This window comes from Streptomyces sp. NPDC034103 (assembly GCF_055575395.1).
In genome coordinates this window covers 69492-95284 of the sequence record NZ_JBVISS010000017.1, presented here as the reverse complement: position 1 = coordinate 95284, position 25793 = coordinate 69492, and the positions used below count along the sequence as shown (strand labels likewise).

Here is a 25793-nt window from a genome sequence, read left to right as displayed (position 1 = left end):
GATCGAGGCCGTTCGAATCGAGGAGAGCAGCTGTGGAAGGCGCCGAGAGCCGTGGAGCGGGCGAAGCGACAGCGTCGTACGGGCGGGCGGTGGTGTACAAGGAGAAGCTGCCCAGGCGTTGGACCGTCGCCACGTTGCTGGTTCTCGGTGTCTGGGTCGCCTACCAGGGGAGCATCCTGCTGCCCGAGGACAGCACGGTCTGGTTCGTCATTCTCGGTTCTGCGGCGTTTCTCGCGGTCGTATTCAATGCCGTGCCGATTTCCAAACGCATTTATCACCGCATCCACATTCGGGACGGACAACTGACCGTGGGGCGGGCGACGATCGCGGTGGAGTCGTTGGCGGCCGACTCGCTGCGGGAAGCCCGTGAGCAGCCCACGGACGCGGAGTTCGTCGCGTCCCTGGCCTCCCGGTCGCGTGAGGAGCTCGCGGAGTTGCGGCGGGCGAGCCATACGACCCAGCAGCCGCGGGTCATGGGGGGCGGATGGTCGGTGCCGATGGGCATGGACCAGATCATGGTCGAGACCGTGCGGGGCGAACCGCTGCTGATCGCCACGCACGACCGCGAGGCCCTGCTGGACGCACTGACGCGAGCCCGCCGCGTCCAGGATTGTTGACGCTGAGGCCCCCGCACGGTTTCGATACGTTGTTCGCGTGCCGGTGCTGTTTCCTGTGCGGGAAACAGCCGACATTGATCATCTGAAGGAGCTTTGTGACGGGCAAGCCGAGCAGAGTGGTGAACCCGCAGGACCTCGAGCAGCTGGCCAAGCTGCTCGACGGGCGGGGCGGAATGGGGGACAAACTCGGCGAGGTGTTCACTCGGGCCTCGACACTGGGCGTGTCGGACAAGCTGAGTGCGCTGAAGCCGATGCGCTCCTGGGTGGGAGAGACCGCGCCCGACCTGCGCAGGAAGGCCGCGTATGCCCGTCTGGAGGACGGCGATCCGATGGCCGGACTCCTGCTCGCCGGCTTCACCCCCGAGCAGCTCAAGAACAAGGATCTGCCGCCGGACATCCTGTTGGTCGCCAACGCGACCGCGGCCGACGGCGAACTCGACGACGGCTGGCTGAAGAAGAAGGACGGCGAGACCCTCGACGACTGGCTCGTCCGGATCCAGGGGGATGCCGTCACCCAGCTCACGGGCAACGAGAAACTGGGCAAGGCGGTGTCGACGTACATCGAGGGGGCCGCCAACCTGTCGGCGTTCTTCACGTCGTCGACCACGGCGCTACTCGGCGGCAAGTCGCTGATCTCGTACTTCAAATCCTCCAAGGTGCTCAACGCTCCGGGCACCTTCACCGCCCGCATGATCAACGGCCACTGGGACAAGCTGTCCAGGATTCCCAAGGCCGGAAGCTGGCTGACCCGGGTGCCAACCGCCGCCCTCGCCGGCTCCGACGAGGCGGCGATGCTCGCCGGCTACATGCGCAACGGCGCCTTCTACATGCCGACCGCGACCGAGGCCAACCTGCTGCGCATCGCCCAGCGCGGCGGTCTCGCCAACGCGGCCAAGGCCGCCGGATGGATGCGCGGCGCGGGCATCGTCGGTTCCGCCGCCGCCACCGCCTGGGGTGTGGCCAACCTCGCGACCATGGACCACGGCAAGGCGTGGAAGGAGGACAAGGCCAAGTACCTCTCCAACTGGACCGGTACGGCCTTCAACGCCTCCCTCACCGCCGCGATGATCGCCCCCAACCCGGTCACCATCGGCCTGGCCGTCGGCACCGGCGTCGCCTATGCCGGAACCCTGGTCTGGGACAACTGGGACAGCATCAGCAAGGGCGCGGAGGAGGCCGCGGACTGGGTCGGTGACAAGGCCGACAAGGCCGGCGAGGCCATTTCCGACGGCGCCAAGGCAGTCGGCAGCGCCCTCAACCCGTTCGACTGATGCCGACCGAGGCACATCCGCGCCGAGCGGCGCGAGGGGAAGGAACCATGCAGCGACAGACGTACACCCTCGATCACTGGGAGGATCGTTCCGGCCACCGGCTGACCTGGAAGTTCGGGTATCGGGGCACGGCCGGGGAGTTCGGCAGGATCGAGGTCGTCTACCCGGCGAGACGCCACGGCGACCGCCACACCACCGAGGTCAGCGGGGACCGGGTGCCCACGGCCTCCTTCGACGGCTGGGCCTACGGACGCAAGCCCTCCCTCCACTTGGCGCGGCTCAGTGTGGCCGGGGCCGGGATCCGGCTCCAGCGCAACCGCTGGGCACAGACCAAGGCCGGCCGGGCGCTGCGGATGCGGGTCGACGGGCGGGAGTACCGCTACCTCGCGACCAGTTCCAGGCACGCCGAGCGGGCGCTGGTCCGCGACGGCGTGGAGATCCGGACCAGCCGACGGGGCAGGGGTGCGCGGAAGAAGGCCACGCTGACCGTCCTGGGCCCGGCCGATGGCACCGACCTCGCCCTGGCCGCCGTGATGTGCGGTGTCAACACCCGCAACCTCACCCGGGGCGGAGCCGTTCGCGCCTTCTTCCACAGGTCGATGGACTGGCTGGAGGCCTTCCAGTGATGCTCGCGAACTCCCCCGGGCCTCGCCGCCCCCTGGCTGCGCGCCAGCCGTTTCCGCCGACGAAAGCGACACGCAATGCCCTCGTATGACAGCACGCGAGGTCGGTTCCGGCTCGCCGAGAACCACCTGGCCGTCCTCCGCCACCGTACCGATGGCGAGGAGGTGCCCCCGGAGCTGGCCGAGGCCGACCGCGAGCTACGCGAGGCCGGCCTGACCGACGAGACCGGAAACCTCGAACTCGCGCTGGCCCCGCTGGTCAGCACACTGCGGGAGCCCGCCGTCGTCCTTCATGTCGAGGCGCTCGGTGCGCAGGGCACCCTCCACCACGGCGTCACCATCGGCGACGGCTACGTCTACTCCCACGAGTCCTGGCCGGGCTCCACGGAGTCGGAGTACGTCCGGCTGGAGCCGACCATGCTCGTCTGGGCGCTGGCGCGGATGGTCAACCTCCAGGGAGAGGACACCGTGCAGGTCGCCACGCCCGAGGTCGAGACCACCATGGCCGTCCTCGACGCGGGACTCGACGCTCTGGACGGCCTCGCGGGCCTGAGCGCCGAGGAGGGCATCGACCGGATCGCAGAGGTGCTGAAGGGCGCCGGTCTCACCCGGAGGTCACAGGTCAGCACCCTCGCCAGGCTGCTCGCCGGGATGCGATCCAGCTGGCGGATGACCGCCGCGTGGCAGGGACACGATGAGGGGACGCCTGCCCTCCAGGTACGCGGGATCGCGGTGTGGGACTGCGGCCCGCTCGGCTACTGGCGTCGTGAACTGCCCGCCGAGCCGATCCTGCCCGGCCAGGTCGACGGCACCACTGCGCTGAAGCTGGTCCGGACCGACGCCAAGGAGATCTGGCGGCTGATCACCGATCTCCTCCCCGGCACCGAGGAGTTCGCGACGACGCGCGCGAGGTGAGCGGGCCCCGCCCCAGGCGACCCCGGACCCGCTGCGCGAGCGTGTCCGGGGTCGCCGGGGGAAGTGAAGGGCGGAGAAACGCCGGTGAACCTCAGTCCTCGGTGAACTCCTTCTGGACACAGACCTCACCGGGACCGTTCCAGCACAGCTTCATCATGTACTTGGCCGCGTAGGGAACGACGTTGTAGTCGAAGTAGTCGCAACCAGCGTCGCCGCCATCCGACTTCGTCTCCTTCAACTGCCATCCGCCCATGTACAGATAGAGCTTGCCGGTCACCCCGTGACCATCAGCCCGCTTGTCGCACACACGGAAGGTGTCGGGGTCCGGGTCGAGGTGCGTCATGGTGCCGATGGTGTACCCACCCCGCTTCAGGGTCAGCGTGGTGTCAGCGGCACTGGCGGCCCCCGTCGCCCCCAGGACAAGCCCGACAGCTCCGGCCACGGCGACGGCCCCACGAGCGACTTGGCGCTTCCGCATCGGATCTCCAGATGATGTGTTGACGACATCGGACGATCAACCCTAGATCGTGCCGATCAAGAGAGCTTGGCGAGCGAATCCAGGAACCTCCCAGGAGCCGAGATCAGTGCACCTCGGAACGACAGGTTGCGTGTGTACACGCCCTCGAAGAGGATCGCGAGGCTGATGTCGACGGAGTCGACGGCTCCGTGAGCCGTTCCGGAAATACTCTTCGGTTCCGACGAGCTGGAACGGGACACCACGATCCGCGCTTCAGCGCGTTCCAACACGTGATGCCGCCGGTTCCCATCCTCCCTGTACCGGTACTCCCGCCCCACGGCCGAGATCTTCAGAGCCCGACCTCCCCTGCTCATCCGCAAGGTCTTCCGCGTGAACGACGCGTGCTGCCCCGCTACGCTCAACTTTCCTTCGGCGATGCGGGGGCGCCCACCGTACCGAAGGGATTTGAAAGTGGAGACCGGAATATTATCGCCAGTCACCATGACGCCTTCATACTCGGCACGCTCGGCGATAGGAACGACCTCCAGGGCTGGAACGACGAGCTCCACGAATCCCAGCCCTCCGACGTCACCTCGCCAAAAGCTCACATGCCGTTGGTTCATCGAAGTCACTGTGTTCGTAGAACGCTCAAGCCTGAACTCAAATTCATTCACAGTCATCTCGCACTCAGTCGATGCACACCTAGTCGAACCAGCCGCCAATGGCCTTGCCAACACTCTTCGCCCCGTCTACAAACTTCCCAGTCCCTTCACTGACCTTGTTCCCTACCCAGGCTCCGGCGTCGGCGACCTTTCCGGGGAACTCCTTGACCTTCTCCCAGTTGTCGACGATCGATGCAGCACCATAGACGGCACCCGTCACGACCGCGGCGCCGATCGTGATCGGGGTGGGAGCCACCATCGCCACCGTAAGAGAGGCGTTGAAGGCTACGCCGGATGCTTTCGCTACATATCCGGCCTTGTCGCGCTTGAATGCCTCGACCGGATGTCCTTCCTGAACGAGGTCGACGCCACCGATCACCGTGGACACCGCACTGCCACCGACACCAGCCGCACGCCACCAGCCAGCGGTACGCATCGCGGTCCCTGCTCCTGAGGCGAAGGCACCCAGCCGGCTCGCCCCCGTCGCCCTACTCAAGGCACCGGCGTTCTTGCCGACCTTGAGGAGGTTCGCCTCCCAGGCCCACTGCCTTCCTGAAAGGGCCGCGAGACTGTCTTTTCCGGTGAGTGCGTTGAGGATCGGCGCCGGAGTACGGGACCCGATGAATGCAGCAAGGGCCTTGATGTTCGCAGGAATGAAACGGGACGTCGACTGCCCCTTCAAGAGCTGCGCGAGTGTGGACCCGGGCGCCTTGAGGAATTCAACATTTCCGGCATTCTTGAGACTCTTGAAATACTTGATCAGTTGAAGCGTCCCCATCGCCGTCATCTTGAAAGCGCCTGGAACCGTGGAGGCCATCGCCGTGATGTCGATGTAGTCCCCGACCACTTCCCCAAGGTTCTCGTCACCCGTCACCTTGGCGACGGCATCACCTTTGATGCGCTCGATCCAGTCGGTGAGCGTCTCACCCTTCTGCCGCTCCAACCACTTGGTGTCGAACTCGCTGCCGTTCGCTACGGAAGCGTTCGCGATCAGCATCGCGTCAGGCGGAAGGATCACGCCCTTCAGCTCCTCCGGGGTGAAGCCCGCGTACAGCGCCGCGGCCTTGGGGTCACCCTTGTCAGCCCGCAGGACGGCGGCCCGTCGACGCAGATCGACCGCGGTGTCGACGGTCCAGCCGCGCATGGGCTTGAGAGCGGCCAGCTTGTCCGACACCCCAAGCCGGGACGCCCGGGTGAAGGCTTCGTCCAACTTGTCCCGCAGACTGCCTCTGCCGTCGAACAGCTTGGCCAGGTGCTCCATGTCCTCCGGATTGGCCATGCGCTTGGAACTGTCGCTCATATTTTCCCCGTGATCATGTGATGCGCCGCGTACAAGTACACGTGTCGGAAGGCAGAGGCAGAGGCAGAAGCGACGCCGTCGGCTCGGGTGGCCGCCGACATACGCGATGCGGCCTCAGGAAACGGGTTGCCCCTGCTGCGTGGAGGCGAGCTGCACCCCGTCGGGCAGCAGATTGGTGATCATCGGCCAGAGCTCCTTGGCAGAGGTGCGCCGCACCCTCAGCTCGCTGTTCTCGTCCACACGTCCCTCGACCGCCGGCTCCGTCGGCAACTCGCGCAACCAGTAACCTTCGAGCCCGCAGTCCCAGACCGCGAGGGTCGACACGGCCAGTCCGTTGTTCAGTGTCCTCTGCGCCTCAGCGCCCTTCCATACCACCGTCATGCGCCACATGCAGTTCAGCTGGGACAGCACCTCCGCAAGCCGCACCGGCGCGGCCGTCGCCTCGGCCACGGCCGCGGGTTCCAACTGCCCTGCTTCCATACGGGCGACGACATCGTCGAACGCGCCCATTGTCGACACGATCACCTCGTCGTGGTCGGCCCCGTCGGTGAAGTCGCGGTGCAGATCCACCATCCTGGCCAGAGCCCACACCAACATCTCGGGCTCTGCCGGTACATACTCCGACTCGGCCTCACCGGGCCAGTTCTCATGCGTGTAGATGAAGTCGTCGCCGACGACGGCACCGCTCTGCGTGACGCCACCCGGGCCGGTCACCTCGACGCGGGCAATGACGTGCGGCTCCATGAGCGTGGCGACGAGAGGATAGAGATCGGCCACGATCTTGCCATCGCCCTCGATGATTCCGGCTTCCTGCAACTCAGCATGCGCCTGCGCCAGTTCGCCGGGAAGCTGTCCCTCTTCCACAAGAAGACCCAGCACGCTGACATGAGCATCAGCCAGCCGTACCCGGCGCCGAGCCCCATCTACAGAAGGCATTACTTCTTTCCCCCTAAGGATCAGTTAAACCGATTGAGAAGTCGACCAGGCAACGAAACCAGGGCCCCCGCCACCGACAGGTTTCGGGTGTACACGCCCTCAAGGACGAGCGCGATACTGATGTCGAGGGCATCGGCCTCTCCAAGGCAAGTCCCGGTAATGGTCCGGGGTTTCACCCAGCTGGAACGCCTCATGTGCACGGCGGCGCCGGGACGCGCCAGCTCATGGCGCCGCTTGCCACCTCGCTGAACGTATGTGTACGTACGCCCTTTGATCCGAATCCGCAGGGCGCGCGCGTCCCGGCCGAACAGCCAGGCGTGCCTGGAGAGTTCGGCCGGCTCCCAGTCGATGTTGAGCTCCCCTCTGGCCAGAAGAGGCCGTTGCAGGTAGCCCAGGCCGATATACGTGGTGAGCGGAACGCTGTCCCCCCTCACCGCCACCTCGGTGTACTCCGACGGATAGTGGCTGTAGTCCGCGGGAAAGACGAGCTCGATACGACCGAGCCCCTCGACGTCCCCGACCCAGGAGAGAACCTCGCCTCGGGCACCCTTGACGGCCTCCGCGCGCCGCAGCTCGAATGTGACCGCGCTCATACCCTGACACCCCCTGTTTCTCCGTCGACAGCAGGGAAGCAGAAGGCGGGGTTACCGCGAACCGAGGCCCAGCCCCGACCGACCGACCGATACATCAAGACATCTTAAAAGGCAGGTAATCGGGCTGGATAACCGCCCCTGGCCCCACTGCCGACACCAACAGGGACTACGGAACTTCACCAAGTCCGGTTGAGCCCGACTGAGGACCCACCCCAACTTGGCCGGAACGGAACGCCGTTGACCTCGACCGCGACTGAGCACGTGACAGCCTATGTTCCCGACGCCGGGTGTCACGCCGCGCACGGCCATGTAGCCGGCCGGTCACCGTCTCCACGGAAAGCCCTCACAGATTTGGCGTTCCTTTTACACCCGCTCGGTAAAGTGCCACCGGATAAGGGGGTAGGGCATGGCAGCCGACGGCGAGAAGCCAAAGGTGGACAATCCTGAACGGGAGCGACTCAAGAACCTGAAGCGACAGCTCGAAAAGGATCGGCCCGCCCTGGTCGACGCCTTGAAAAAGGCGGCGGTCGACATCGGTAAGGGCGGCCGTGACTCGGCGAAGTCGTGGGTGGGAAAGAATGCCGATAAATGGCACCAGGATGTCGCCGGACACCGCAAAATGGTGCAATCGCACGTGGACAAGGTACTTGAGGACATTCAGCGCGAGATCGACAGCATGCCCGAGAAGGTCACGTCCGAGGAAGCCAGTTCGATGAACCGCAACAGACGCATGTACTGACACGACCCAAGAGCGACAGCGGAACCGACACGAGGCGAACGGGGAACGGCATGCGCCCGGACGACGGGGGAAGCAGCGGGGGTGTCTTTTCCGGGATTGACCCGGACAGACTCAACGAGACGATCGATTCTGTGCGGCGGGACCAGGAGACCCTCGAGAGCCGGGCCTCCTACTACAAGACGGAGCTGGCCTGGTACGGCATCGGGAGCGAGGATCTCTTCGCCGTCCTGCGTGTGTCCCACTGGGCCAGGGACGAACTCCCCATGCTGAAACGGCGCTACCACCTGGCCCTGAACATGGACAACGACCCGTACCCCGGCTTCAAGGGCATGGTCCAGATCAACGAGGCCGCGGTGAGCCGGGCCGCCAACGCGGCGGCGACCAAAGCCGCCAAGCGTGCCACGGAACTGGCGAAGAAGAACCCCGAGGACCTCAGCCCCGAGGAGTTCGACGAACTCAACGCGCTCTTCGCCGAGAACTACGACGAATACCCCTTCGCCGAGAAGGTCGTAGGAGCGCTCGGCGCCCAGAAGACGCTGCAACTCTGGGAGAAGATGAGCAACCTCGACAAGCCGGCCGGGTACGGCGAGACCTCCGATTTCGCACGTGCCGACGACCTCGACGAGATGCAGAAGAACCTCAGTCTCACCGTGGCCGCGGCCACCCACTCCGATTCGTCGGCCATGATGAAGTGGAAGAAGGACATGGTCGCGATCGGCGACGACCCGATCGGAGAGCGCGGCGCGCCTCCCTACGGCGATTCCGGCGGCCCCGAGGGCTTCATCGTCATGAGCAACCTCATGCGGTACGGCGACTACGACGACAAGTTCCTCGAGGACTACGGCACGGCCCTCATCAAGGAGGACAAACGGATCATGGAGGGCGCCGACCAGCTCTACGGATCCGGCTGGGGAACCGCCAGCACGGTCAACCACCTGGGCAACGACGAGGGCAACGACCCTCTCACCGGTTACATGAAGGCCCTCGCGAACAGCCCTGCCGCAGCGACCGCGTTCTTCGCCGCCAAACAGAAGGGCGACGACGGCAAGTCGGAGACCCACTTCAAGTACCTCTTCGAGGAACGCAAGTGGCCGGACGACAGCATGCCGGGCAAGGAGAGCGTGACGGGGCGGAACTCGATGGGGCATGCCCTTGAAGCCGCCACCACCGGCCACCGGCCGGGCGAGCCGGCCAGCGCAGAGGACATCAGGCACTCGAAGGAACAGGTCGACCTGTTCACGGCCATCGTGAAGTCCGTCTCCGCGGATCAAGACCGCCTGCGTGACCACGAGTATATGTCTGACAGTTTCGCAAACATTTCGGCCGAGTACATGCCCGATCTGCATCGCGGACTGGGGTCGGACATCATGTATGGAGACAAGCTCTATCCGACATCAGGGGCTTCGGCTCAGATTGACAAGTACGATGCCGTGCGCTTTTTGCACGCAGTTTCCCGCAATCAAGAAGGGTACGACAGGCTCAACATCTCTCAGCATGTGTACGCTGCCGCACTGATGGAGGCTCAGAAAAATCATCCTGACGCCTATCCGCAGAGTACGAATGCCGCCATCAATGAAATATCCTATGAAACCGGCCTGTTCCAAGGTGTCATCGGTGACGGTCAGCAGTTCCAGGCCGACAAGAACGACGCTGATGCGAATGCACGAGACGACGCATGGAAAGACCAGGCAAGTCTGTGGGGTGGCTCTCTGGTCGGCAGCACGGTGACCATCGCGACGGCGTCGTTCACTGGCCCGGCAGGTGTCTACGGCGGTGGCCTGGTGGGCACAGCCGCAGGAGAGATCTTCAACGGGATTCTTGATGGATTCGACGGGGACGGATCCGAGGAGAAAGAGCAGGTCTACAAGAACGTACAACGCGCGGATCAGGTCGAGCACTCAGCCATCCTGACAACCCAGGAGTCTGTCAAGTCAGCCACGGGCGACGCGGCAGCCGCATCCAGGGCCGGCGACGAGGCGGGCAGAGGATTCCGCGACGCCACTTCCCTGATCGAGCGCACCAGGGCCGCTCAGTAGGTTTTCAGCCGGTTCGAAAATGATTAGGGTGATCGACCTTGACGGAAGCAAGTGACCGCAGCACCACAAGAAAACCCCTGATCTACGGCGCGATGGCCGCGATCGTCGCCGCGGGACTGCTCGTCGCCTATCTTCTCGGCGCCTTCGAACAGCGTGGAGATATTAGCGCGGATGACGTATGCAGCAACCTTCCCAACCGTCAGGCAGCCGCAAGCATCTTCAACTCGGAACTGCCGCGAGCTGCTAGCTACGACTTCACTACAGGGCCCTCAACAACACCCGACTGGCACTACACCAACGACTGCTTCGCAAAGGGCGACGGAAAATCCCTCCTCAACCTGCATGCCAACGCTGTTTCTACTGTGTCATGGCGACGGTGGGCCGATCACGAGCTGCCCCCCACCGAGGGTAAGATCGCGTATTTTGCCTCCGGCATTAAGGGAATCTCAGCCTCGAATCTGGCCGCAATTTATGTGCCTTGTTATTCAAAGGAAAAGGTGAGCAAGGAGCCGTACAGCCTGACCGTCTACGCCGAGGCCCCGAAAGGGCTTCAGGGCTCGGACAAAAAGGTACGGCAGACGCTCGTTGATCTGGCCACAGACTTCGGCCGCTACGTACACAAGGACGCGAAATGTGACCTCCCATCCAAGCTGCCTCGCGGCAACGACTAGGTAATTTGCCGCAATGGCCACGATAAAGCGCAAGCTTTGGCATCGAATCTTCCTCTACAGCACTGCAGTTGCGGTTGGCGTGCTCGCCCTGCTCATCACCTACCTCTTCGGCGACTTCGAGAAGCGTATGGACATTCAGGCCGAGGATATTTGCCGACAGGTGCCTGATCGTCCAGAAGTCGCCAAGATTCTCAACTCCGTGTTACCCAAGGCCTCCGACTATCAGTTCGACGGCACCTGGAGGCCGGACCAAGATTCAGGGTTCAGGAGCACATGCTTCGCGACAGGAGACGATGGCGCTTCCCTCTTCTCCCTGTCGGCAGAAATGGGATCAGCAAGGCCTTGGCAGGACTGGGTCAAGGATGACGTCCCTCCGAACGACGGAGGAAAGTTCACCTACTTTGACGCTGGCCTCAAAGGGGTCTCCAACACGGAAGTGGCCGCGATCTGGGTGCCCTGCTATGCAAAAGAGCAGGAGAGCAAGCAGCCCTGGAACATGACCGTGTTCGCCGACGCACTGAAGCCACTTGAGGCATCGGACAAGGAGTCACGGCAGGCTCTCATCGACCTGGCCACATCCTTCGCCCGCCAAGCCCACAAGGACGCGAAGTGCGACCTCCCGTCCAAGCTGCCCAACTGAAGGCCGCCAGCCGCGCACACGGCCGGTGCGCCGCACCGCAGGAGCCGGCACCCCCCATCCATGTGGCGACCATGTGACGGTCAAGGAGATTCCCGCCCCCGATCGTCACCGCCCGCACCCCCCTTCCTATGCTTCACCAGCGATGTCGTAGGTCAGCCGACGACCGAGCAGCAGTAGGCAAACGGGGGAAGGAAGCGCACATGGCGCCCACGGACGGCGGCGACGCGGCCGAGTTGAAGAAGCGGGCGGCGCAGCTGCGCAATCTGGCGCGGGAAGCGAGGTCGATCGCGCGTCGGCTCGGTCCCTATCTCGATGCCGCCGTGAAGAAGGCCACCCCTCGCGCGACCGCGTTCCGTACCGGTGGTGACGAGGGGGCGATCTGGCAGGGTCCCTTCGCCGACGAGTGCACCGCCACCTTGCAGAAGCGGCAGCAGACCCTGAACGGCATGGCGAGCTCCCTGTTGGTCGACGCCACCCGCTGGGAGCGCGAGGCCGATGAACTCGACCGGCAGGCCAAGGAGAAGGACAAGGCCAAGGCCGGGACGGGTGGGGGCGGTCACTGATGGTCTTCAGGGGATTCGACGCCACCAAGCTCACCGCGCTCGCCGGCGACCTGGACGCTCTCGCCCAGAACTCGGGGAAGCTGCACAGCCAGTTGGCCATGCTGCTGACCGCCGCCCAGCAGAACCTGCCCCCCGGCCAGAGCGCCTCCCGGAACCCCGATCTCCAGGATCTCGTCGGTGACGTGGTCCCGATGCCGTCGTTCTTCGGGCGACGGCGGCTGCCCGGTGCCCTCGGCGGCGAACTCGGCGACATGCAGGCCTCGATGAAGCGCCGCATCAAGCAACTGGAGGGCTTGCAGGAGCTGGCCGACAAGGGCTACCCGATCAGCGACGGCAGCGTCTTCCTGGACGAGAACGCGCCCGACGCGAAGAAGATCGACGCCGCCCTGAAGCATCTGCGGGAGTTGCAGGGCAAGGACTTCGGGACCAACGGCAACCGCGACGACCTGGAGAAGATCTCCGGTGAACTCGACGGACTGACAGCCGCCGAACTCGACGCCCTCGTGTCGCAGGCCTCCCCCAAGGACCTCGCCTTCTACAACGAACTGCTCACCTGTACCGACGACTCCGTCTGGAATCCGTTCGACAAGAACGGCCTGCCGGAGGACGCGCGCCGGGGGACGCTCGGCCGGATGCTCTCCAAGATCAGCCCGGAGAACTTCGGCAAGTTCCAGACGGCCTTTCCCGGCACGCAGCCGACGTTCACCAACACCGGCGCGTTCGAAGAGGGCGGGAACAACCAGAACGGCCAGAACAACAACGGCATCCACTGGCAGACGCCCACGGACCCGCTGTTCCAGGACGGCGTCTCGGCCGACGACGTCAACCAGCGCCAGTTCGGGGACTGTTGGTACGTCGCCTCGCTGGCCGGTCTGGCGCAGAAGGACCCCAAGTTCATCGAGGACGGCATCAAGCAGAACCCGAACGGCACGGTCAGCGTCCGCGTCTGGGACAAGGGCGGCAACTACCAGTGGGTGACCATGACCCCGGATCTGCCGACCGACCAGAACGGCAACCCCATCAGCACGTACGGGAACGGCGAGTCCTGGCCGGCGTACTACGAGAAGGCCTTCGCGATGGCCTACTCGGACGACGGTGACGACGAGCGGGGCTACGGCGGCATCGAGGGCGACGACCCCAAGAAGTCGGCCCCCTATCTGACCGGTCGGGAGGGCGAGGACCTGACCACCGGCGGTTTCCTGGGCATCGGCGAGGGCGAGGACAAGGACCTGGACTCGCTCCGGTCGGCGTTCGAGTCCGGCAAGGTCGTCACCGTCTCCACGCCGGCCGACGAGGGCCTCGACAAGAACCACCCCAAGGAATGGGGCAACACCTACCACAGCAACCACGCGTACTACGTGCGTGGCTTCACGGACGACGGCAAGGTCATCCTCGGCAACCCGTGGGGAACCTCGGGCTATCCACCGATTACGGTGACGCAGGAACAGTTCAACCAGTACTTCGGGGGAGCCGAGGCCTTCGATGCCCCTTGATGCCCGGCAGGTGAGCGTTGTGTCCGAGCCCGAACGTCCGCAGGTGAAGTACCCCTTCGAGTTCGAGGGCCGTTGGGTGCTTCGCTATCACATCCCGTACACGGTCGAGCACGAAGGGCGCACCCACCAGGTCCTGGCGACGGTCTTCCGTGAGCCGTCGGTGCACGGCCGCATCCAGATCGGCTGCGAGGGCCGCCCCCTCGCGGAGTTCGACGACCTGACGCCGGGCGACATCGTGGAGATCACCGGAGACGCGTGGCGGGTCGCGGAGGTCGCCTACCGCACCCGCGTCGTGCTGGAGCGCGTCTCCGGCGAGGACAAGGAGGAGACCGGTGCTCAGGCCGGCGAGTAAGTACGGCGCCGCGAGCGCCCTGACCGCCCTGCTGGTGCTGACCGGCTGTGGGTCGTCGGCCGACGAGACCGGCGGGACCGGCGGGACCGGCGGGACTGGTGGCACGGACCCGACGACCACGGCCGCGACCACCCAGGCCGCACCGAAGGACAAGGGTCCGCTGTGCGTGGGCACGGCCCCGGCCGATGGCGTGCACGTGCTGCGCGGCGGCGGATTCCGGCTGCCGGGTGGCGGAGGTGTGCAGTACGACGCCGCCACCGCGGACGGTACGACCCGTACGGCGACGCTGCGCGACGGCGCGAGGTACGAGGACGGCCAGAAGCAGCGGACGGTCGAGGTCGGCCGGCGCATCCGCGTGTCCGGGCACACCTACGCCGTCAGCCAGATCTGCGCCTACCGGGTCGTCCTGGAACCGCGGGACGCACAGGCCAAGGCCGCCCTGGCGGCAGCCCCCGCGTCCCTCGACCCCAAGGGCGGCGAGGCGGACAGCGGTCTGTGCTTCACCACCGCCCCGTCCGTCCTGTCCGCCGCGTCCAAGGGGTTCCCGGCGAAGGGCAGCAACCTGTCGGTGCTCGACAACAGCGGGGTGGCGACCTTCCCCACAGGGCTGTCGATCACGGCCTCCGTGGACGCCGCGACACAGACGGCGGGCATCAACGCCAACTGCGCGGCGATTCCGGTGGCCATGTACCAGGACGTCCGCGTCGGTGACACCGTCGAGTTCACCGGCGTTCAGTTCAAGGTCTCGGAACTGACGGAGAGCGCCGTACGGATGACGCGTACGAGTAGCTGAGCACGGGGTCCGGCTCCTCTCGGCCTCCCCGTCGAGCGACCCGTGTCCAGGGCGGCACCGGCGAACCGTCACTCACCGCCGGCCTGGAGTTCCTCCCGGTCGGGCAGCAGGTCGGTGATCTTTTTCCAGACCTCCGCCGCGTTCGACCTGAGCAGGACCAGAGGGCTGGCCGGGCCCACCTGGCCCGGCAGGATCGGCTCTTCCGGCTGTTCGCGGATCCAGTGGCCGAGCGGGCCGCAGTCCCAGACGGCGAGAGCACGGACCATGGTGGAGGGCTTGCCGTCGTGCTGCCCTTCCCAGGCGGTGGTGATGCGCCAGGTGGCGTTGAGCGAGACGACAAGGTCCAGGAACTGCCCGAGGGCCGGCTCGGTGAGGCGGGCGTCCGCCTGGACCAGCGCCTTGCGGACCAGCTCACGGGTCGCTTCGTCGTCCGCCCCCGGCTCCTCCAGGGCGACGAAAGCGGCGTCGAGGGCAGCCATCGTCGTCTCGACGCGCACCTCGGGCGCGCCCTCCTCGGGCCGCTCGCCGCGGTGCAGGTTGACCTTGCGGGCAAGTTCCCAGACGAGGGTGTCGGGCTCGATGGAGACGTACTCGGACTCCTCCTCACCCGGCCAGCCGTCGTGCGAGATCACGGCCTCCTGGCCGACGACCACACCGTGGTTGACCGGGCCGTGCTCGCCGGTGACCTCCACCTGGACGACGACCGTCGGCGCGGTGAGAGCACCGAGCAAGTCCCGTAGCAGCGGGGCGAGTTCGCCCTCCTCGCCGACCAGTCCGATGCGTTGGAGTTCGGCCAGTGAGTCCCCCAGCTCCTCGGGGGGCGTCTCGCCGTTCAGGAGGTGGGCGAAGACGGCGACATGGCGGTCGGCCAGCCGGAAGCGCGCTCGGGAACTGTCGTACGAGGGCACGGTGGTGGGTCCTCCCGTGAAGCGGCGGGGCCGGCTCACTACTTGTTGTTCTGCAGGTCCTTGGCGCTCTGCGTGCACTGCTGGGCCTCGTCCCGCAGCGCCTTGGCGACCGTCCCGCAGGTCGTCTGCCAGCTCTTCAGCTTGCCGCGCACATGGTCCGCGTTCGGGCCCGACCAGGTCTTCATACCGGTGGTGCTGTGGTTCTTGGCGGCGTTGACGAGAGCGTCGATGTCATCGGCGAGCGACTTCAACTGACCGGCACGCTGGTTGAGTTCCTGTATGTCAGGATTTGCCATAGCATCCTCCCCCGCTGTCTCAAAACCACAGCATACTGACCGACCGTGAACACCCTCGGTGGGCCCCTGACCCGGTTCAACACCGATCATTCACAGGAGAACCCGATCACCGGGCGGCCCTGGACGGAACCCACGCATGGTGCGGTAGCGTCCCCTGATGCAAACGGACAGTCCGTTTGCCCATGAACCACACGGGGAGGAACGTTATGGATCGCGGTGCAGATCTCGGGCGACTCCGGGACTTGTCCAAGCTCTTCAATCGCAAGGCCACGGACCTCCAGGCCCTCATCAAGGCTCTGGAGACGGCCACGACTGAGAGCACGGGCTACTGGAAGGGCCCCAAGGCCGACCGGTTCCGTGACGACTGGCACGACGTGAAGCCGACCTTCGACAAGTGGGTCGACACGCTGAACGAGGCCAGCAAGTCGGCGAACACCAGCGCGGACAACATCGAGCGCGCCACCTGATCCGTCGGGGCTGCGCTGTTCACCGGGGTGCTCGACGAGGTCCTTCCGACCTTGATCGAGCACCCCGGTGGCGTTGGCACACGTGACGGGTACGGTGCCTCACACCGTTTGGCGATACGCGCGGGCCTCGCTCGCCGGCACCTTCTCGGGTTCGCCGCGGATGGCCGCGTCGACCAGCGGCAGTAGTTGGTCGACCTGCTCGCCCAACTTCCGGTGCCGTCCGTCGAGTTCGCGGTGCCAGGCCCGGGCGTTCTTCCCGACCCAGATCTTGTCCCCACCGATTTCCTCGGTCGGCCCCTTGAGCGCCTTCTTGATGCTTTCCAGCTCTTTGACGAGGTCGCCGCGCAGCCGCTCAAGGTCGGCTTTCCGCGGATTGAGAACGCGGGACTCGGTATCCGACACGACAGTCACCTTTTGATTTTCATATTTACCGGTTTATGCCCGCCTCTTGGTCACCCCATAATCTGAGGCGGTGACCGCAACCTTATCGGCGCAGAACGCTCCCGAATTCCTCGTACTGCCCACCATGTCCGAGGTCCCGCAGGCCCCGGACGGCTCTCCGCTCAGCGGCGGCACCATCGAGGTGCCGCTTGTCCACATGACGGGCGACGCAGGCCGGGAACCGCTCATGGCTCTGGCCTTCACCAGTGTTCCCTTGCTGGTCGCGGCCATGGGAGAGGAGCAGCCCTGGGTCATCGTCCCTGCCGGCGAGATGGCGAAAGCACTCAGCGGCTCGGGCGCCGTAGTGGTACTGCTCGACCCGCGACTGGCTGACGCCGACGGGAAAGGGGATTCCCCCCGTGGTTGACCCCGACTTCTCCGGCATCAATCCGCACAACCTGCTGAAGACCATCAAGAACCTCGAGTCCAGCAGCAAGAGCCTGCACGGCGCCAAGTCCTCCTACACGAGCCGATTCCGAAGGTTCGGGCTGGACACCAGCGCCCTCACCGAGATCGCCGGAATCGCCGGTTGGGTCGATGACGAGTTGCCGATGCTTCGTCGCCGCCAAGCGCTCGCCGCCGCCATGGAGTTGGACCAGAGAGGCATCCGGAAACCCGGCTCCATGGTGCGGCTTCGGGAACCGATTCCCACGGCGGCTGAGGCTCGGGAGGACGGAAGGCTGCTCGCCGAGGAGACCGGGAAGGCCGCCTCCCTCGACGCGGGCCAGGCAGGCGCCGAGTTCCATCGGATCGCGGGGCTGCTGGCACAGCACAAGGGCGACCCCGATGTCACCTCCGCGTTCTACGCGACGATGAGTCCGGATCTCGCCAAGACCCTCCAGGTGATGATCGCCGCCGCGGGCGCCCCGACAGCCGAGAACGACGCCAGAATCTTCGGGTCGGCCTTCACCACCGCGATCAACGCCGACTCCCCGGCACCCGGGTTCGAGAAGACGGCCGCCCTGTTCCACGGCGAGTTCGGCGAAGACGAGCCCGCTGCTGTCTTCAATCGGGCGCTCATGCAGAGCGACGATCCCGAACTGTGGGACCTCGCCTGGAAACACACCAGGATCGCCGCGGCGAAACTCCTCGACCCCGCGGACACCTGGTCCGACACGGCCGGTCTGCTGGCCGGTGTCATCGGGATGCAGGCCACGTACGCGGGGAAGTTCTGGGAGGAGTCACAGAGGTTCAACGACCACGCGGCCCGTGTGTACCAGCAGCGGCTCAACGCCATGACTCAGGAAGAGAGGCGGGCGCTGAAGAAGGCCACCCGGCAGGCCGCGAGGGCATCCGCCCGCTCCGCACGAGAGGCGGAACGCATCCTCGCGCGCTACGGCATGGGGTCCTTCTCCCGGATCATGGAGGCGTCGGTCGCGGACGGTGGCAGCTGGCTGATCGGCAAGGTGCCCGGACTGAGGCCGCCGAACACGACGACGCTGTTCGGGCGGGCGCTCGGGGCGGGCGGGAAGCTGCCGTTGGTGGGGACGGTGCTCACGGTCGGTGCGACGGCCTGGGATATCACCCACGGTACGGAGGCGGACGTTGCCGTGGCGGCGAATGTCGGGGGTATGGCCGGTGGGGCTTTCGGAACGTGGCTCGGCATGGGAGCGGTTTCGCTTGCCTCGGGCCCGGTCGGCTGGGGCATCGCGGCAGGTGTCGTGGTGGGCTTCGGTATTGGCTATGGCACCTCGTACATCATCAAGACCGAGCCGGGCCAAGGTGCCGTCAACGCAGTCACGGGCGCGGCAAAGGGCGTCGGCAACGAGATCGGCGACGCTGCGTCGAGCGCGAAGAATACGGTGGGCGGATGGTTCTCTTGAGGGTGACCGAAGATGTCTAAGAAACAGCGCACGAATCGTCGTCAGCGCGGATATGTCACGCCACCTCACATCGAGGAACACCGTCAAAGGGCCGCCAGGATCAGGGAGGCGAAGCCGCAGCCCATAATCCCGCAACGCCGGACTATTCTGGGCGTGTTCTGCGGCTTTCTTTTGGGCGTAGGAATGACGCTCGCCCTCTGGCTGCCGGGGCATTCTCTGGTGCAGCACCTGCGCTCCAAAGGAGCCACCGTCGCCGCCGAGGTAACTGCTGTCGACAACAAACCCAAGTACGTGAAGGTCCGTTTTGTGCAAGGCTCCCAGTCGGGCACCGAAACCAAACTATGGGACTACGGCGGAATGTACCCCGACGTACACGTGGGCGATTCGATGCTGGTCACCTACGACCCGAACAATCCGCACCGCAGCCTGGCTCACAGCTGGGTCAACGATCCACCGCCGAACCTACCTGCCTACGGCACTTCGGCAATTGCCGTGTTTCTCCTGGCCGGAACCGCAGTGGGAGCGCTCCGCCGCCACCGCCTCGTCCGCATGCAAGAAACCCAACCCCCCGCCCCCCAAAACCTCCCCCTCACCAAGCCCTAGCCGCGCACACGCGACCGGCCCCGGCTCGCCCAGCCGGGGCCGCCACGTGTCAGCCGTTCATCACACCCTGCACCGGTACATAAGAACCGCCGGAGATGAACAGCCCGCTGCCCACCGGGCCGCCGCCGCTGTTCGCGGGGAGGCGGATGCCGAACAGTTCGCCGTCCGACGTGCTCTGCGGCGTCAGCAGCATGCCGTTGCGGGACTTGCGGGCTTCGACCGCGAAGCCGCGGTACTGGCCGGAGAGGCTGTCCGTCGTGCCGGCGGCGAGGAGGCCGATGCCTCCGTCCGCGCCCTTGCGGATGACCGTCTCCAGCGCTTCGTCGAGGTTGGTGTCGTACAGCAGCTCCGCGTCGTCCACGACCACGACGTACGAGCCGCCGCGCAGGTCCTCCACGAGGTCCTCCAGGTCGTCCCCGCGACTCTCGGCGTTCAGTACGCCCAGGACACCCTCCCTGCCCTCCAGTTCGCGCAGCGGGGAGCGGCGGGGGGTGATCAGCACCACCGGCGTACCCGCACCCAGCAGGGATTCCGTCGCGGCCCGCAGCAACGTGGAGCGGCCGGACTTGGGCGGTCCCGCGATGACGAACCCGGGGCCGTTCTCCTCCAGGTCGATGCCGATCGGGCGGAGTTCGTCGCCGCCGACGCAGACCAGCGCCCACAGGGGCGACGGGGTGACGAAGTCGGGGTCCAGGGCCATCGCCTCGGCGGCGTTGATGCGCGACGGCAACGCGTCGACCCGGAGCGGCCGGCGGCCCACCGGGATACGGGGGTACCGCGTGCGCGCCGCCTCCGCGATCTCCCGCAGCGCCCGCACCTGGGCCTGACCTGCGGGGTCCTCCGCGAGGAGGCCGATCTGGGTCTCGTCGACACCGGTGTCGGTCATCTTCAACGCGCGGCCCGGCGGCATGTTCTTCGGGACCTCGCGAGCCGACAGGCCCGCCGTCGAGTAGTCGTTCGGGTCGGCGAAGCGCATGATCAGACGGTCACCGAAGGCGGAGGACACATGGCCGCTCAGACCACTGCGGTCGGCGGTCATGACCACCTTCAGGCCCACCGCGGCACCTTCACGGAAGATGCGCTGCGCGGCTTCGAGCAGCTGCCCGTAGTTGTAGCTCTCGAAGGTCGACGCGAAGCCCTCCCAGCTGTCCAGCAGCAGGACCATCCAGGGCAGGCGCTCCTCGGGGGTCGCCGCCGCGCGCTGTTCCGCCGCGCTCGACGCGCCCTCCATCGCGAGGAGTTGCTGTCGGCGGGCGATCTCGGCGAGCAGGCGCTCGATCAGGCGGCGGGCCCGGTCCGGCTCGTCGCGGGTGACCACGGCGCCCACGTGGGGCAGACGCATCAGCGGCAACAGCGCGTTCGAGCCGCAGTCGATGCCGTACACGTGCACGTCGTGCGGGGAGGTCGCCTGGGCCAGCGAACCCGCCAGCGTGCGCAGGGCTGTTGACCGGCCCGAGCGCGCGCCGCCCAGCAGCAGGGTGTGCTCGCCGTGCACGAGGTCGAGCGTCAAGGGTTTGCGGCTCTGCTTGGCCGGCTGGTCGATCAGGCCGTACGGGATCGGCGCGACGTCGTCCGCGGGCTCCTGCCGCGTGCCGTACGCGACCAGCTCCGTCAGCGTTACGTGCTCCGCCAGCGGCGGCAGCCACGGGCTGCGCTGCTCCCCGAAGCCCATCCGGGCCGCGCCCTCGGCCACGGCGTCCACCAGAACCGCCAGGTCGGTGACCATCGTGCCGTCGTCCTCGGCCTCCTGCCGCTTGGGCAGCGGGCGGGCGTACGCGGTCCACGGCAGGGGGGTCAGGGTCGCCTTCGGGCCGCTCTGGCCGGTCGCCGGGCGGCGACCACCGATACGGGCCGACTGCACGCCCACCAGGGACTGGGCGCCGGAACGGACGTACATGCGGCCGGGGGTGGACTTGGCGATCGCTCCCGAGTCGGGGGCGTCGATGACGTCCATCGACTCCGCGGCGTCCGTCACGCGCAGGGCGATCCTGAGGTTGGTGTTCGCGCGGATGTCCGCGCTCACCACACCGGCCGGGCGCTGGGTCGCCAGCACCAGGTGCACGCCGAGCGAGCGGCCTCGGCGGGCGATGTCGACCAGACCCGCGATGAAGTCCGGGAGTTCGGCGACGAGCGACGCGAACTCGTCGATGACGAGGACCAGTCGGGGCATCGGCTCCAGCTCGGGGCGGAGCTTGCGGGTGTCGTTGTAGTCCTCGATGTCCTTCGCCGCGGCGTCGAAGAGGATCCGCTCCCTGCGGTGCAGTTCCGCCGCCAGCGACGCCAGGGCGCGCTCGGTGAGGTGGGCGTCGAGGTCGCTGACCATACCGACGGTGTGCGGCAGCCGGGCGCAGTCCATGAAGGCGCTGCCGCCCTTGTAGTCGATGAGGACGTAGTTCAGGGCGTCCGGGCGGTTCGCCACCGCGAGGGAGGCGATGATCGTCTGGAGCAGCTCCGACTTACCGGCACCCGTCGTACCGGCGACCAGCGCGTGCGGGCCGTCTCTGCGGATGTCGAGGACGAACGGGCCGTCCGCGGCGACACCGATCGGCGCGGCGGTCGTGGAGCCGCCCGCCTGCCAGATGCGCTCGACGTCCGCGCCGGAGGGGTTGGGCAGGTTCAGCAGGTTCAGCAGCCGGGCGGCGGTCGGCAGCGCGGCGTCCGCGTCGTCGCGGCTGACGTCGCGCACCGGCGCCAGGGAGCGGGCGAGCAGCTCGCACCACTCGTAGCTGACCTGGTCGGCCAGGATGTCGCCGACGCCCTCCATGCCGTAGCCGCGGACGCGGACATGGTGCGGTGCGTCGGGGGACCAGGCGACGACGGCCTTGCACTCCTCGGGCAGCAGCCGCTCGTCCTCGTCGATGCAGAGCGCGATGATGCCGTACTGCGGTCCCTCGGTGAGGAGTTGGGGGACGCCGGGCACTCGGCGCAGCAGCCGGGCGCCGTCGAGGACCAGCAGGATGGTGGGGTCGGGGTAGAGCTGGCCCAGCATGTTCTGCTGCTCGCGGGCGGCCTTGCGCCGCGCCAGCTCGTTCAGCAGTTCGTTCACCCGGCGGGTGATGGCTTCGGAGTCGAAGCCGACGAGCGCCACGCAGTCCTGGCCCTGGTCGGGGTCGGTGTGGGGGAGCCAGTGCACCCAGTGCCATTCGGCGCCGGCCTGGGGGGTGGCGGACAGGGACACCAGGGAGAGGTCGCGGGGGCTGTGCAGGACGGCCGCCTGCACGCTGATCCAGCGGGCGGTGGCCATCGCCCGGGCCCGGTCACCGGCGACGCCGACGACACCGAGCCGGCCGAAGGGGAGGGTGACCGGGACGTCCGGGAGGGTCGGGGGCTCGGGTCGGTCCTCGTCGTAGGAGCCGCCGCCGCGGGCCATGACCATCTCGACGTCCGACTCCAGCCCGCCGACGCCGACCCTGAGCAGCATCGCGTCCGGGTCGGTGAGGCGGCGCTCCCACAGCCGGCGGCGCGGGCCGGTGGCGAAGAGCAGGATCTCGGCCGGGTCGGGGGCGTCGGCGCGGCGGGCGCGCTGTTCCTCCTTGGCGAGGACGACGAGTTCGGCCTGGTGCTCGGCGAGGTCCTTCTTGTACTGCTTCGCCGAGTTCTTGTCCTTCTTCTTGCCCTCACGGCTGTCGCTGATCCACTGCGCGGCCATCATCATCGGGCTCATCAGGCAGAACAGCAGCATGTAGATCTGCTTGGTGACGAAATACATGGTCAGGCCGAAGACCATGGGCATGAAGGCCAGGATGAACTGGAACTTGGCCTTCTCGCTCTTGCCGGGCGGCACGGGGACGACCACGCGTCGCCGGGGCCGCAGCGGGGACAGGCGCGGCGGACGGTTGTAGGCGAGGCCTCCCTCGCTCATCAGGGAGAGGTGCGCGTCCGGTTCCACCACCTTGTCGAGGACGAGCAGCGAGTCCCCGACGCGTACGACACCACCGAGCGGCCAGGACGCGCCGGCTTCCACCGCTTCGTCGTCGAGCAGCACCTCGGCGCCGGTCTCGGCGCTGAGCTTGGTGTTGCCCTGGAGGTCGATCGTCACGCGCAGCGCGACCGGCGGCAGTGCCGGGTCCGACACGGGCAGCGAACAGGTGGGCGCCGACCCCACGGTGGCCGCTCCGACGCCGAGCCGGATCACCCGGCCGGAGGCGGGACCGCCGGCCACCCTGAGCTCGAACTGGCCGACCGGCTCGCCCTTGCGCAGCAGCGGGCCTATGGAGTCGTCCACGGCGACCCGCATGCCGTCGCGCAGGACGGAAGCCGCCGGTGCCGCCGGATCGCAGTACTCGCCGTCCGCCCAGAGCGAGGGCACCCGGGTCGCCGGTGCGCCGTGTCCGGGCATCGGGGACAGGGCGGTGCCGGGCATCCGCACCACGTTTCCCGCGCCGGGGCCGGTCGGGCGGGCGGGGTGCCCGAGGGCTTCGCCCAGCACCTCCGCGACGTCGCCGGCGGTGGCCGTGTCGTCCGTCGCGATCACGACGTCGTGCGGTTCACCGCCTTCCTGCACGACCGTGACCAGCGTCCGCATGGTGGTCATCCTCCCGTCGGCCTCTGGGGCCACGTTCGTCACTTCGGCTAACGGAGACTAATGGCTGTACGGCGTTCGCGCGGTGCCGCCCTCAGGACGGACCGACGACGGTCGGACGGCCGGCATCGCGGAGGCCGGGTCACCACCGTCGGGGGCCGGGTGTTCCTCGGTTGCCGGGCCCGTCTCACCCCCGTGCGGGCGGACTGGCGGGCCGCTACTCGACCTTCGACATCCGCGCCTCAGGGTTCCCCTCCGCCGCGCTCTGCGACACATACCTGAGGTCATCCCCCACCGCCGTGATCCGCACGGTGTGCGGCGCCGGATTGCAGCCCGCGTGGTTGTCCTTCGCCCCCACGGACGTGGCGACGAGTTCGGTCTCCGTCACCTTCTTCAGCGTGAGGACGTCGTTGCAGACGCCCCCGAAGATGTCCGTCTGCCGGAGTTTGCCCAGCTCCTCGCCGACGGCCGCCTTCTCGACGGTGAGCCGGAAGGTGCCCATGGGGATGCCGGAGCCACTGCCCTCCCCCTCCCAGGTGCCGAGGTAGCGGTCCGGGATCGTCTGGGCCGGCGATGCGGCGCCGCTGGTCCCGTCGGCCGTGGGCGGCACGGAGGCCGTGGGCGATACGGAGGCCGACGGCTCCTGCGAGGCGGAGGCCGAGCTGCCCGGCGCGGTGGAGGAGTCCGAACCCGCGCCGCCCGCGTCGTCGTTGCGCCCGCCCGGCATCAGGTCGAACAGGAACACCGACCCCACCGTCACCGCCGCCAGCGCCCCCGCCACGGCGAGCGCCACCGTGCAGCTCATCCGCCGGCCCCGTCCGTTCGTCCCCGGTGCCGAGGTGGCCGCCACGGAGACGGTGAGTCTGCCCGGGCGGGCGTCGGACGGCGGGGCGGCGTCCTGGGGTTCGGGCTCCGGTCCGCGCGGCTCGGGCACGGCGACGGAGGGAGGGTGTCCCCCCGGGGCGAAGGCGGGCGGCGCGGGCGCGGACGGCACGACCGCGGCGGCGGCCCCTGACCCGGCCCCCGGCATGACCGGCGGCGGCCCGAACTCCCCGGCGGCCGGGGCACCGGCATCCGCCCCCGCCGTCCCGCCCGCCACCGCACCGCTGAAGCCCGCCGCCGCACTGCCGAACTCCACCGGCCCCGAAGCCGCCTCCCCCGCCGCCTCCAGGTTCAGCAGCCGCACCGCGCTCCGGCTCAACCGCTCCACGAGCGCCCCCGGCAGCCACCCGCCCGCCACCAGCCGTGCCGCGCCCTCCGGGGCCAGTCGCCGGGCCACCTCACCCGGCGCGGGCCGGGCGCCCGGCTCCTTCGCCAGGCACTCCGCGACCAGGCCGCGCAAGTCCCCGACCAGGAGACCCAGTTCGGGCTCCTCATGCACGACCTTGTAGAGCAGCGACGCCGACGAGTCCCCGGGGAACGGCGGCTGCCCGGTCGCCGCGTACGCCAGCACCGCGCCCAGCGAGAAGACGTCCGCCGCGCCTGTCACCGACGTGCCGAGGATCTGCTCGGGCGACATGTAGCCGGGCGAGCCGACCGAGACGCCGGTCGAGGTGAGGGACGCGGTACCGTCCGTGGCCCGGGCGATCCCGAAGTCGATCAACAGCGGGCCGTCCAGGGTCAGCAGCACGTTCGACGGCTTCACGTCCCGGTGCACCAGGCCCAGTTCGTGGACCGCCGTCAATGCCTCGGCCAGCCCCGCCCCCAGCGCCCGTACCGAATGCGCGGGCAGCGGGCCGCCGTCCGCGATCGCGGCCGAGAGGGAGGGACCCGCCGCGTAGGCCGTCGCCACCCACGGCACCGCTGCCTCCGGGTCCGCGTCCAGCACGGGGGCCGTCCAGGCGCCGCCCACCCGCCGGGCCGCGTCGACCTCGCGCCGGAAGCGGGCGCGGAACTCCTCGTCGAGCGCGAAGTGCGGGTGCACGATCTTGACGGCGACCGTGCGCCCGCCCGTGCTGCGTCCCAGGTAGACCCGGCCCATCCCGCCGGAACCGAGCCGGCCGAGCAGCCGGTACGGACCCACGGTGGTCGGTTCGTCGGCTCCGAGCGGCTGCATGGCGTCCTCCCCCGTA

General features: G+C 67.6%; 26 protein-coding genes. 16 read left to right on the top strand and 10 right to left on the bottom strand.

Annotated elements, in window-relative coordinates:
• The first annotated feature begins 32 nt into the window (after positions 1–32).
• From ACZ56U_RS33110 to ACZ56U_RS33095, 4 genes are all read left to right on the top strand, one after another.
• A complete protein-coding gene (locus ACZ56U_RS33110) occupies positions 33–617 on the top strand; it encodes a hypothetical protein (RefSeq protein ID WP_469087618.1) in 585 nt (194 codons plus the stop codon).
• Between the two features lie 95 nt (positions 618–712).
• Positions 713–1888 carry a hypothetical protein gene (locus ACZ56U_RS33105; RefSeq protein ID WP_469087617.1) on the top strand — a complete coding sequence of 392 codons (1176 nt, stop codon included), beginning with the start codon at positions 713–715 and terminating at the stop codon, positions 1886–1888.
• 47 nt (positions 1889–1935) lie between these two features.
• On the top strand, positions 1936–2514 hold the full coding sequence (locus ACZ56U_RS33100; protein WP_469087616.1) for a hypothetical protein: 579 nt from the start codon (positions 1936–1938) through the stop codon (positions 2512–2514).
• A gap of 75 nt (positions 2515–2589) precedes the next feature.
• Positions 2590–3426 carry a hypothetical protein gene (locus tag ACZ56U_RS33095; RefSeq protein ID WP_469087615.1) on the top strand — a complete coding sequence of 279 codons (837 nt, stop codon included), beginning with the start codon at positions 2590–2592 and terminating at the stop codon, positions 3424–3426.
• A 91-nt stretch (positions 3427–3517) separates the two neighbouring features.
• On the opposite strand, the gene ACZ56U_RS33090 is transcribed toward ACZ56U_RS33095, so the two are convergent.
• The 5 genes from ACZ56U_RS33090 to ACZ56U_RS33070 form a co-directional block, all read right to left on the bottom strand.
• Complete coding sequence (locus ACZ56U_RS33090; protein ID WP_391239954.1) at positions 3518–3769, bottom strand: hypothetical protein; 252 nt, start codon at positions 3767–3769, stop codon at positions 3518–3520.
• A gap of 191 nt (positions 3770–3960) precedes the next feature.
• Positions 3961–4506, bottom strand: coding sequence for a hypothetical protein (locus ACZ56U_RS33085; protein WP_469087614.1), 546 nt, complete (start codon positions 4504–4506; stop codon positions 3961–3963).
• Positions 4507–4585: 79 nt separating this feature from the next.
• Complete coding sequence (locus ACZ56U_RS33080; RefSeq protein ID WP_469087613.1) at positions 4586–5845, bottom strand: mucin-2; 1260 nt, start codon at positions 5843–5845, stop codon at positions 4586–4588.
• Between the two features lie 114 nt (positions 5846–5959).
• Positions 5960–6724, bottom strand: a complete 765-nt coding sequence (locus ACZ56U_RS33075; RefSeq protein ID WP_469087612.1) for a hypothetical protein — start codon at positions 6722–6724, stop codon at positions 5960–5962.
• 77 nt (positions 6725–6801) lie between these two features.
• The gene (locus ACZ56U_RS33070; RefSeq protein WP_469087611.1) at positions 6802–7374 is read right to left on the bottom strand and encodes a hypothetical protein; all 573 of its coding nucleotides are present in this window, start codon (positions 7372–7374) and stop codon (positions 6802–6804) included.
• Positions 7375–7780: 406 nt separating this feature from the next.
• On the opposite strand from ACZ56U_RS33070, the gene ACZ56U_RS33065 reads away from it, so the two are divergent.
• From ACZ56U_RS33065 to ACZ56U_RS33030, 8 genes are all read left to right on the top strand, one after another.
• Positions 7781–8113, top strand: coding sequence for a hypothetical protein (locus ACZ56U_RS33065; RefSeq protein ID WP_469087610.1), 333 nt, complete (start codon positions 7781–7783; stop codon positions 8111–8113).
• A gap of 50 nt (positions 8114–8163) precedes the next feature.
• On the top strand, positions 8164–10149 hold the full coding sequence (locus tag ACZ56U_RS33060) for a hypothetical protein (protein ID WP_469087609.1): 1986 nt from the start codon (positions 8164–8166) through the stop codon (positions 10147–10149).
• Positions 10150–10187: 38 nt separating this feature from the next.
• Positions 10188–10820: a hypothetical protein gene (locus ACZ56U_RS33055; protein ID WP_469087608.1), complete on the top strand. Its 633-nt coding sequence runs from the start codon at positions 10188–10190 to the stop codon at positions 10818–10820.
• 13 nt (positions 10821–10833) lie between these two features.
• Positions 10834–11460 carry a hypothetical protein gene (locus ACZ56U_RS33050; RefSeq protein ID WP_469087607.1) on the top strand — a complete coding sequence of 209 codons (627 nt, stop codon included), beginning with the start codon at positions 10834–10836 and terminating at the stop codon, positions 11458–11460.
• Positions 11461–11660: 200 nt separating this feature from the next.
• The gene (locus ACZ56U_RS33045) at positions 11661–12023 is read left to right on the top strand and encodes a hypothetical protein (protein ID WP_469087606.1); all 363 of its coding nucleotides are present in this window, start codon (positions 11661–11663) and stop codon (positions 12021–12023) included.
• Positions 12023–13516, top strand: coding sequence for a C2 family cysteine protease (locus tag ACZ56U_RS33040; protein ID WP_469087605.1), 1494 nt, complete (start codon positions 12023–12025; stop codon positions 13514–13516). The genes ACZ56U_RS33045 and ACZ56U_RS33040 overlap by 1 nt, the downstream gene beginning before the upstream one ends.
• A gap of 19 nt (positions 13517–13535) precedes the next feature.
• Positions 13536–13868, top strand: a complete 333-nt coding sequence (locus ACZ56U_RS33035) for a hypothetical protein (protein WP_469087604.1) — start codon at positions 13536–13538, stop codon at positions 13866–13868.
• The gene (locus ACZ56U_RS33030; protein WP_469087603.1) at positions 13849–14661 is read left to right on the top strand and encodes a hypothetical protein; all 813 of its coding nucleotides are present in this window, start codon (positions 13849–13851) and stop codon (positions 14659–14661) included. The genes ACZ56U_RS33035 and ACZ56U_RS33030 overlap by 20 nt, the downstream gene beginning before the upstream one ends.
• A gap of 68 nt (positions 14662–14729) precedes the next feature.
• Here ACZ56U_RS33030 and ACZ56U_RS33025 read toward each other — a convergent pair whose 3' ends face one another.
• Together ACZ56U_RS33025 and ACZ56U_RS33020 are read right to left on the bottom strand one after the other, a co-directional pair.
• Positions 14730–15569 (bottom strand): hypothetical protein, encoded by an 840-nt coding sequence (locus ACZ56U_RS33025; protein ID WP_469087602.1) that lies wholly within the window; start codon positions 15567–15569, stop codon positions 14730–14732.
• A gap of 38 nt (positions 15570–15607) precedes the next feature.
• On the bottom strand, positions 15608–15865 hold the full coding sequence (locus ACZ56U_RS33020; RefSeq protein ID WP_469087601.1) for a WXG100 family type VII secretion target: 258 nt from the start codon (positions 15863–15865) through the stop codon (positions 15608–15610).
• A gap of 206 nt (positions 15866–16071) precedes the next feature.
• Here ACZ56U_RS33020 and ACZ56U_RS33015 point away from each other — a divergent pair, with 206 nt between their 5' ends.
• Positions 16072–16332 carry a WXG100 family type VII secretion target gene (locus ACZ56U_RS33015; protein WP_469087600.1) on the top strand — a complete coding sequence of 87 codons (261 nt, stop codon included), beginning with the start codon at positions 16072–16074 and terminating at the stop codon, positions 16330–16332.
• A gap of 99 nt (positions 16333–16431) precedes the next feature.
• Here the strand turns inward: ACZ56U_RS33015 and ACZ56U_RS33010 are convergent, their stop codons facing one another.
• Positions 16432–16734, bottom strand: coding sequence for a hypothetical protein (locus tag ACZ56U_RS33010; protein WP_469087599.1), 303 nt, complete (start codon positions 16732–16734; stop codon positions 16432–16434).
• Between the two features lie 70 nt (positions 16735–16804).
• Between ACZ56U_RS33010 and ACZ56U_RS33005 the strand changes: the two genes are divergently transcribed.
• From ACZ56U_RS33005 to ACZ56U_RS32995, 3 genes are read left to right on the top strand one after another with little or no spacing between them, the layout of a single operon-like run.
• The gene (locus ACZ56U_RS33005; protein ID WP_469087598.1) at positions 16805–17140 is read left to right on the top strand and encodes an SAV_915 family protein; all 336 of its coding nucleotides are present in this window, start codon (positions 16805–16807) and stop codon (positions 17138–17140) included.
• Positions 17133–18596, top strand: coding sequence for a hypothetical protein (locus tag ACZ56U_RS33000; RefSeq protein WP_469087597.1), 1464 nt, complete (start codon positions 17133–17135; stop codon positions 18594–18596). The genes ACZ56U_RS33005 and ACZ56U_RS33000 overlap by 8 nt, the downstream gene beginning before the upstream one ends.
• A gap of 12 nt (positions 18597–18608) precedes the next feature.
• Positions 18609–19199, top strand: a complete 591-nt coding sequence (locus ACZ56U_RS32995; RefSeq protein WP_469087596.1) for a hypothetical protein — start codon at positions 18609–18611, stop codon at positions 19197–19199.
• A gap of 49 nt (positions 19200–19248) precedes the next feature.
• Here the strand turns inward: ACZ56U_RS32995 and ACZ56U_RS32990 are convergent, their stop codons facing one another.
• The gene (locus tag ACZ56U_RS32990; protein WP_469087595.1) at positions 19249–23724 is read right to left on the bottom strand and encodes an FtsK/SpoIIIE domain-containing protein; all 4476 of its coding nucleotides are present in this window, start codon (positions 23722–23724) and stop codon (positions 19249–19251) included.
• Positions 23725–23938: 214 nt separating this feature from the next.
• On the bottom strand, positions 23939–25777 hold the full coding sequence (locus ACZ56U_RS32985; protein WP_469087594.1) for a serine/threonine-protein kinase: 1839 nt from the start codon (positions 25775–25777) through the stop codon (positions 23939–23941).
• Positions 25778–25793: the final 16 nt, after the last annotated feature.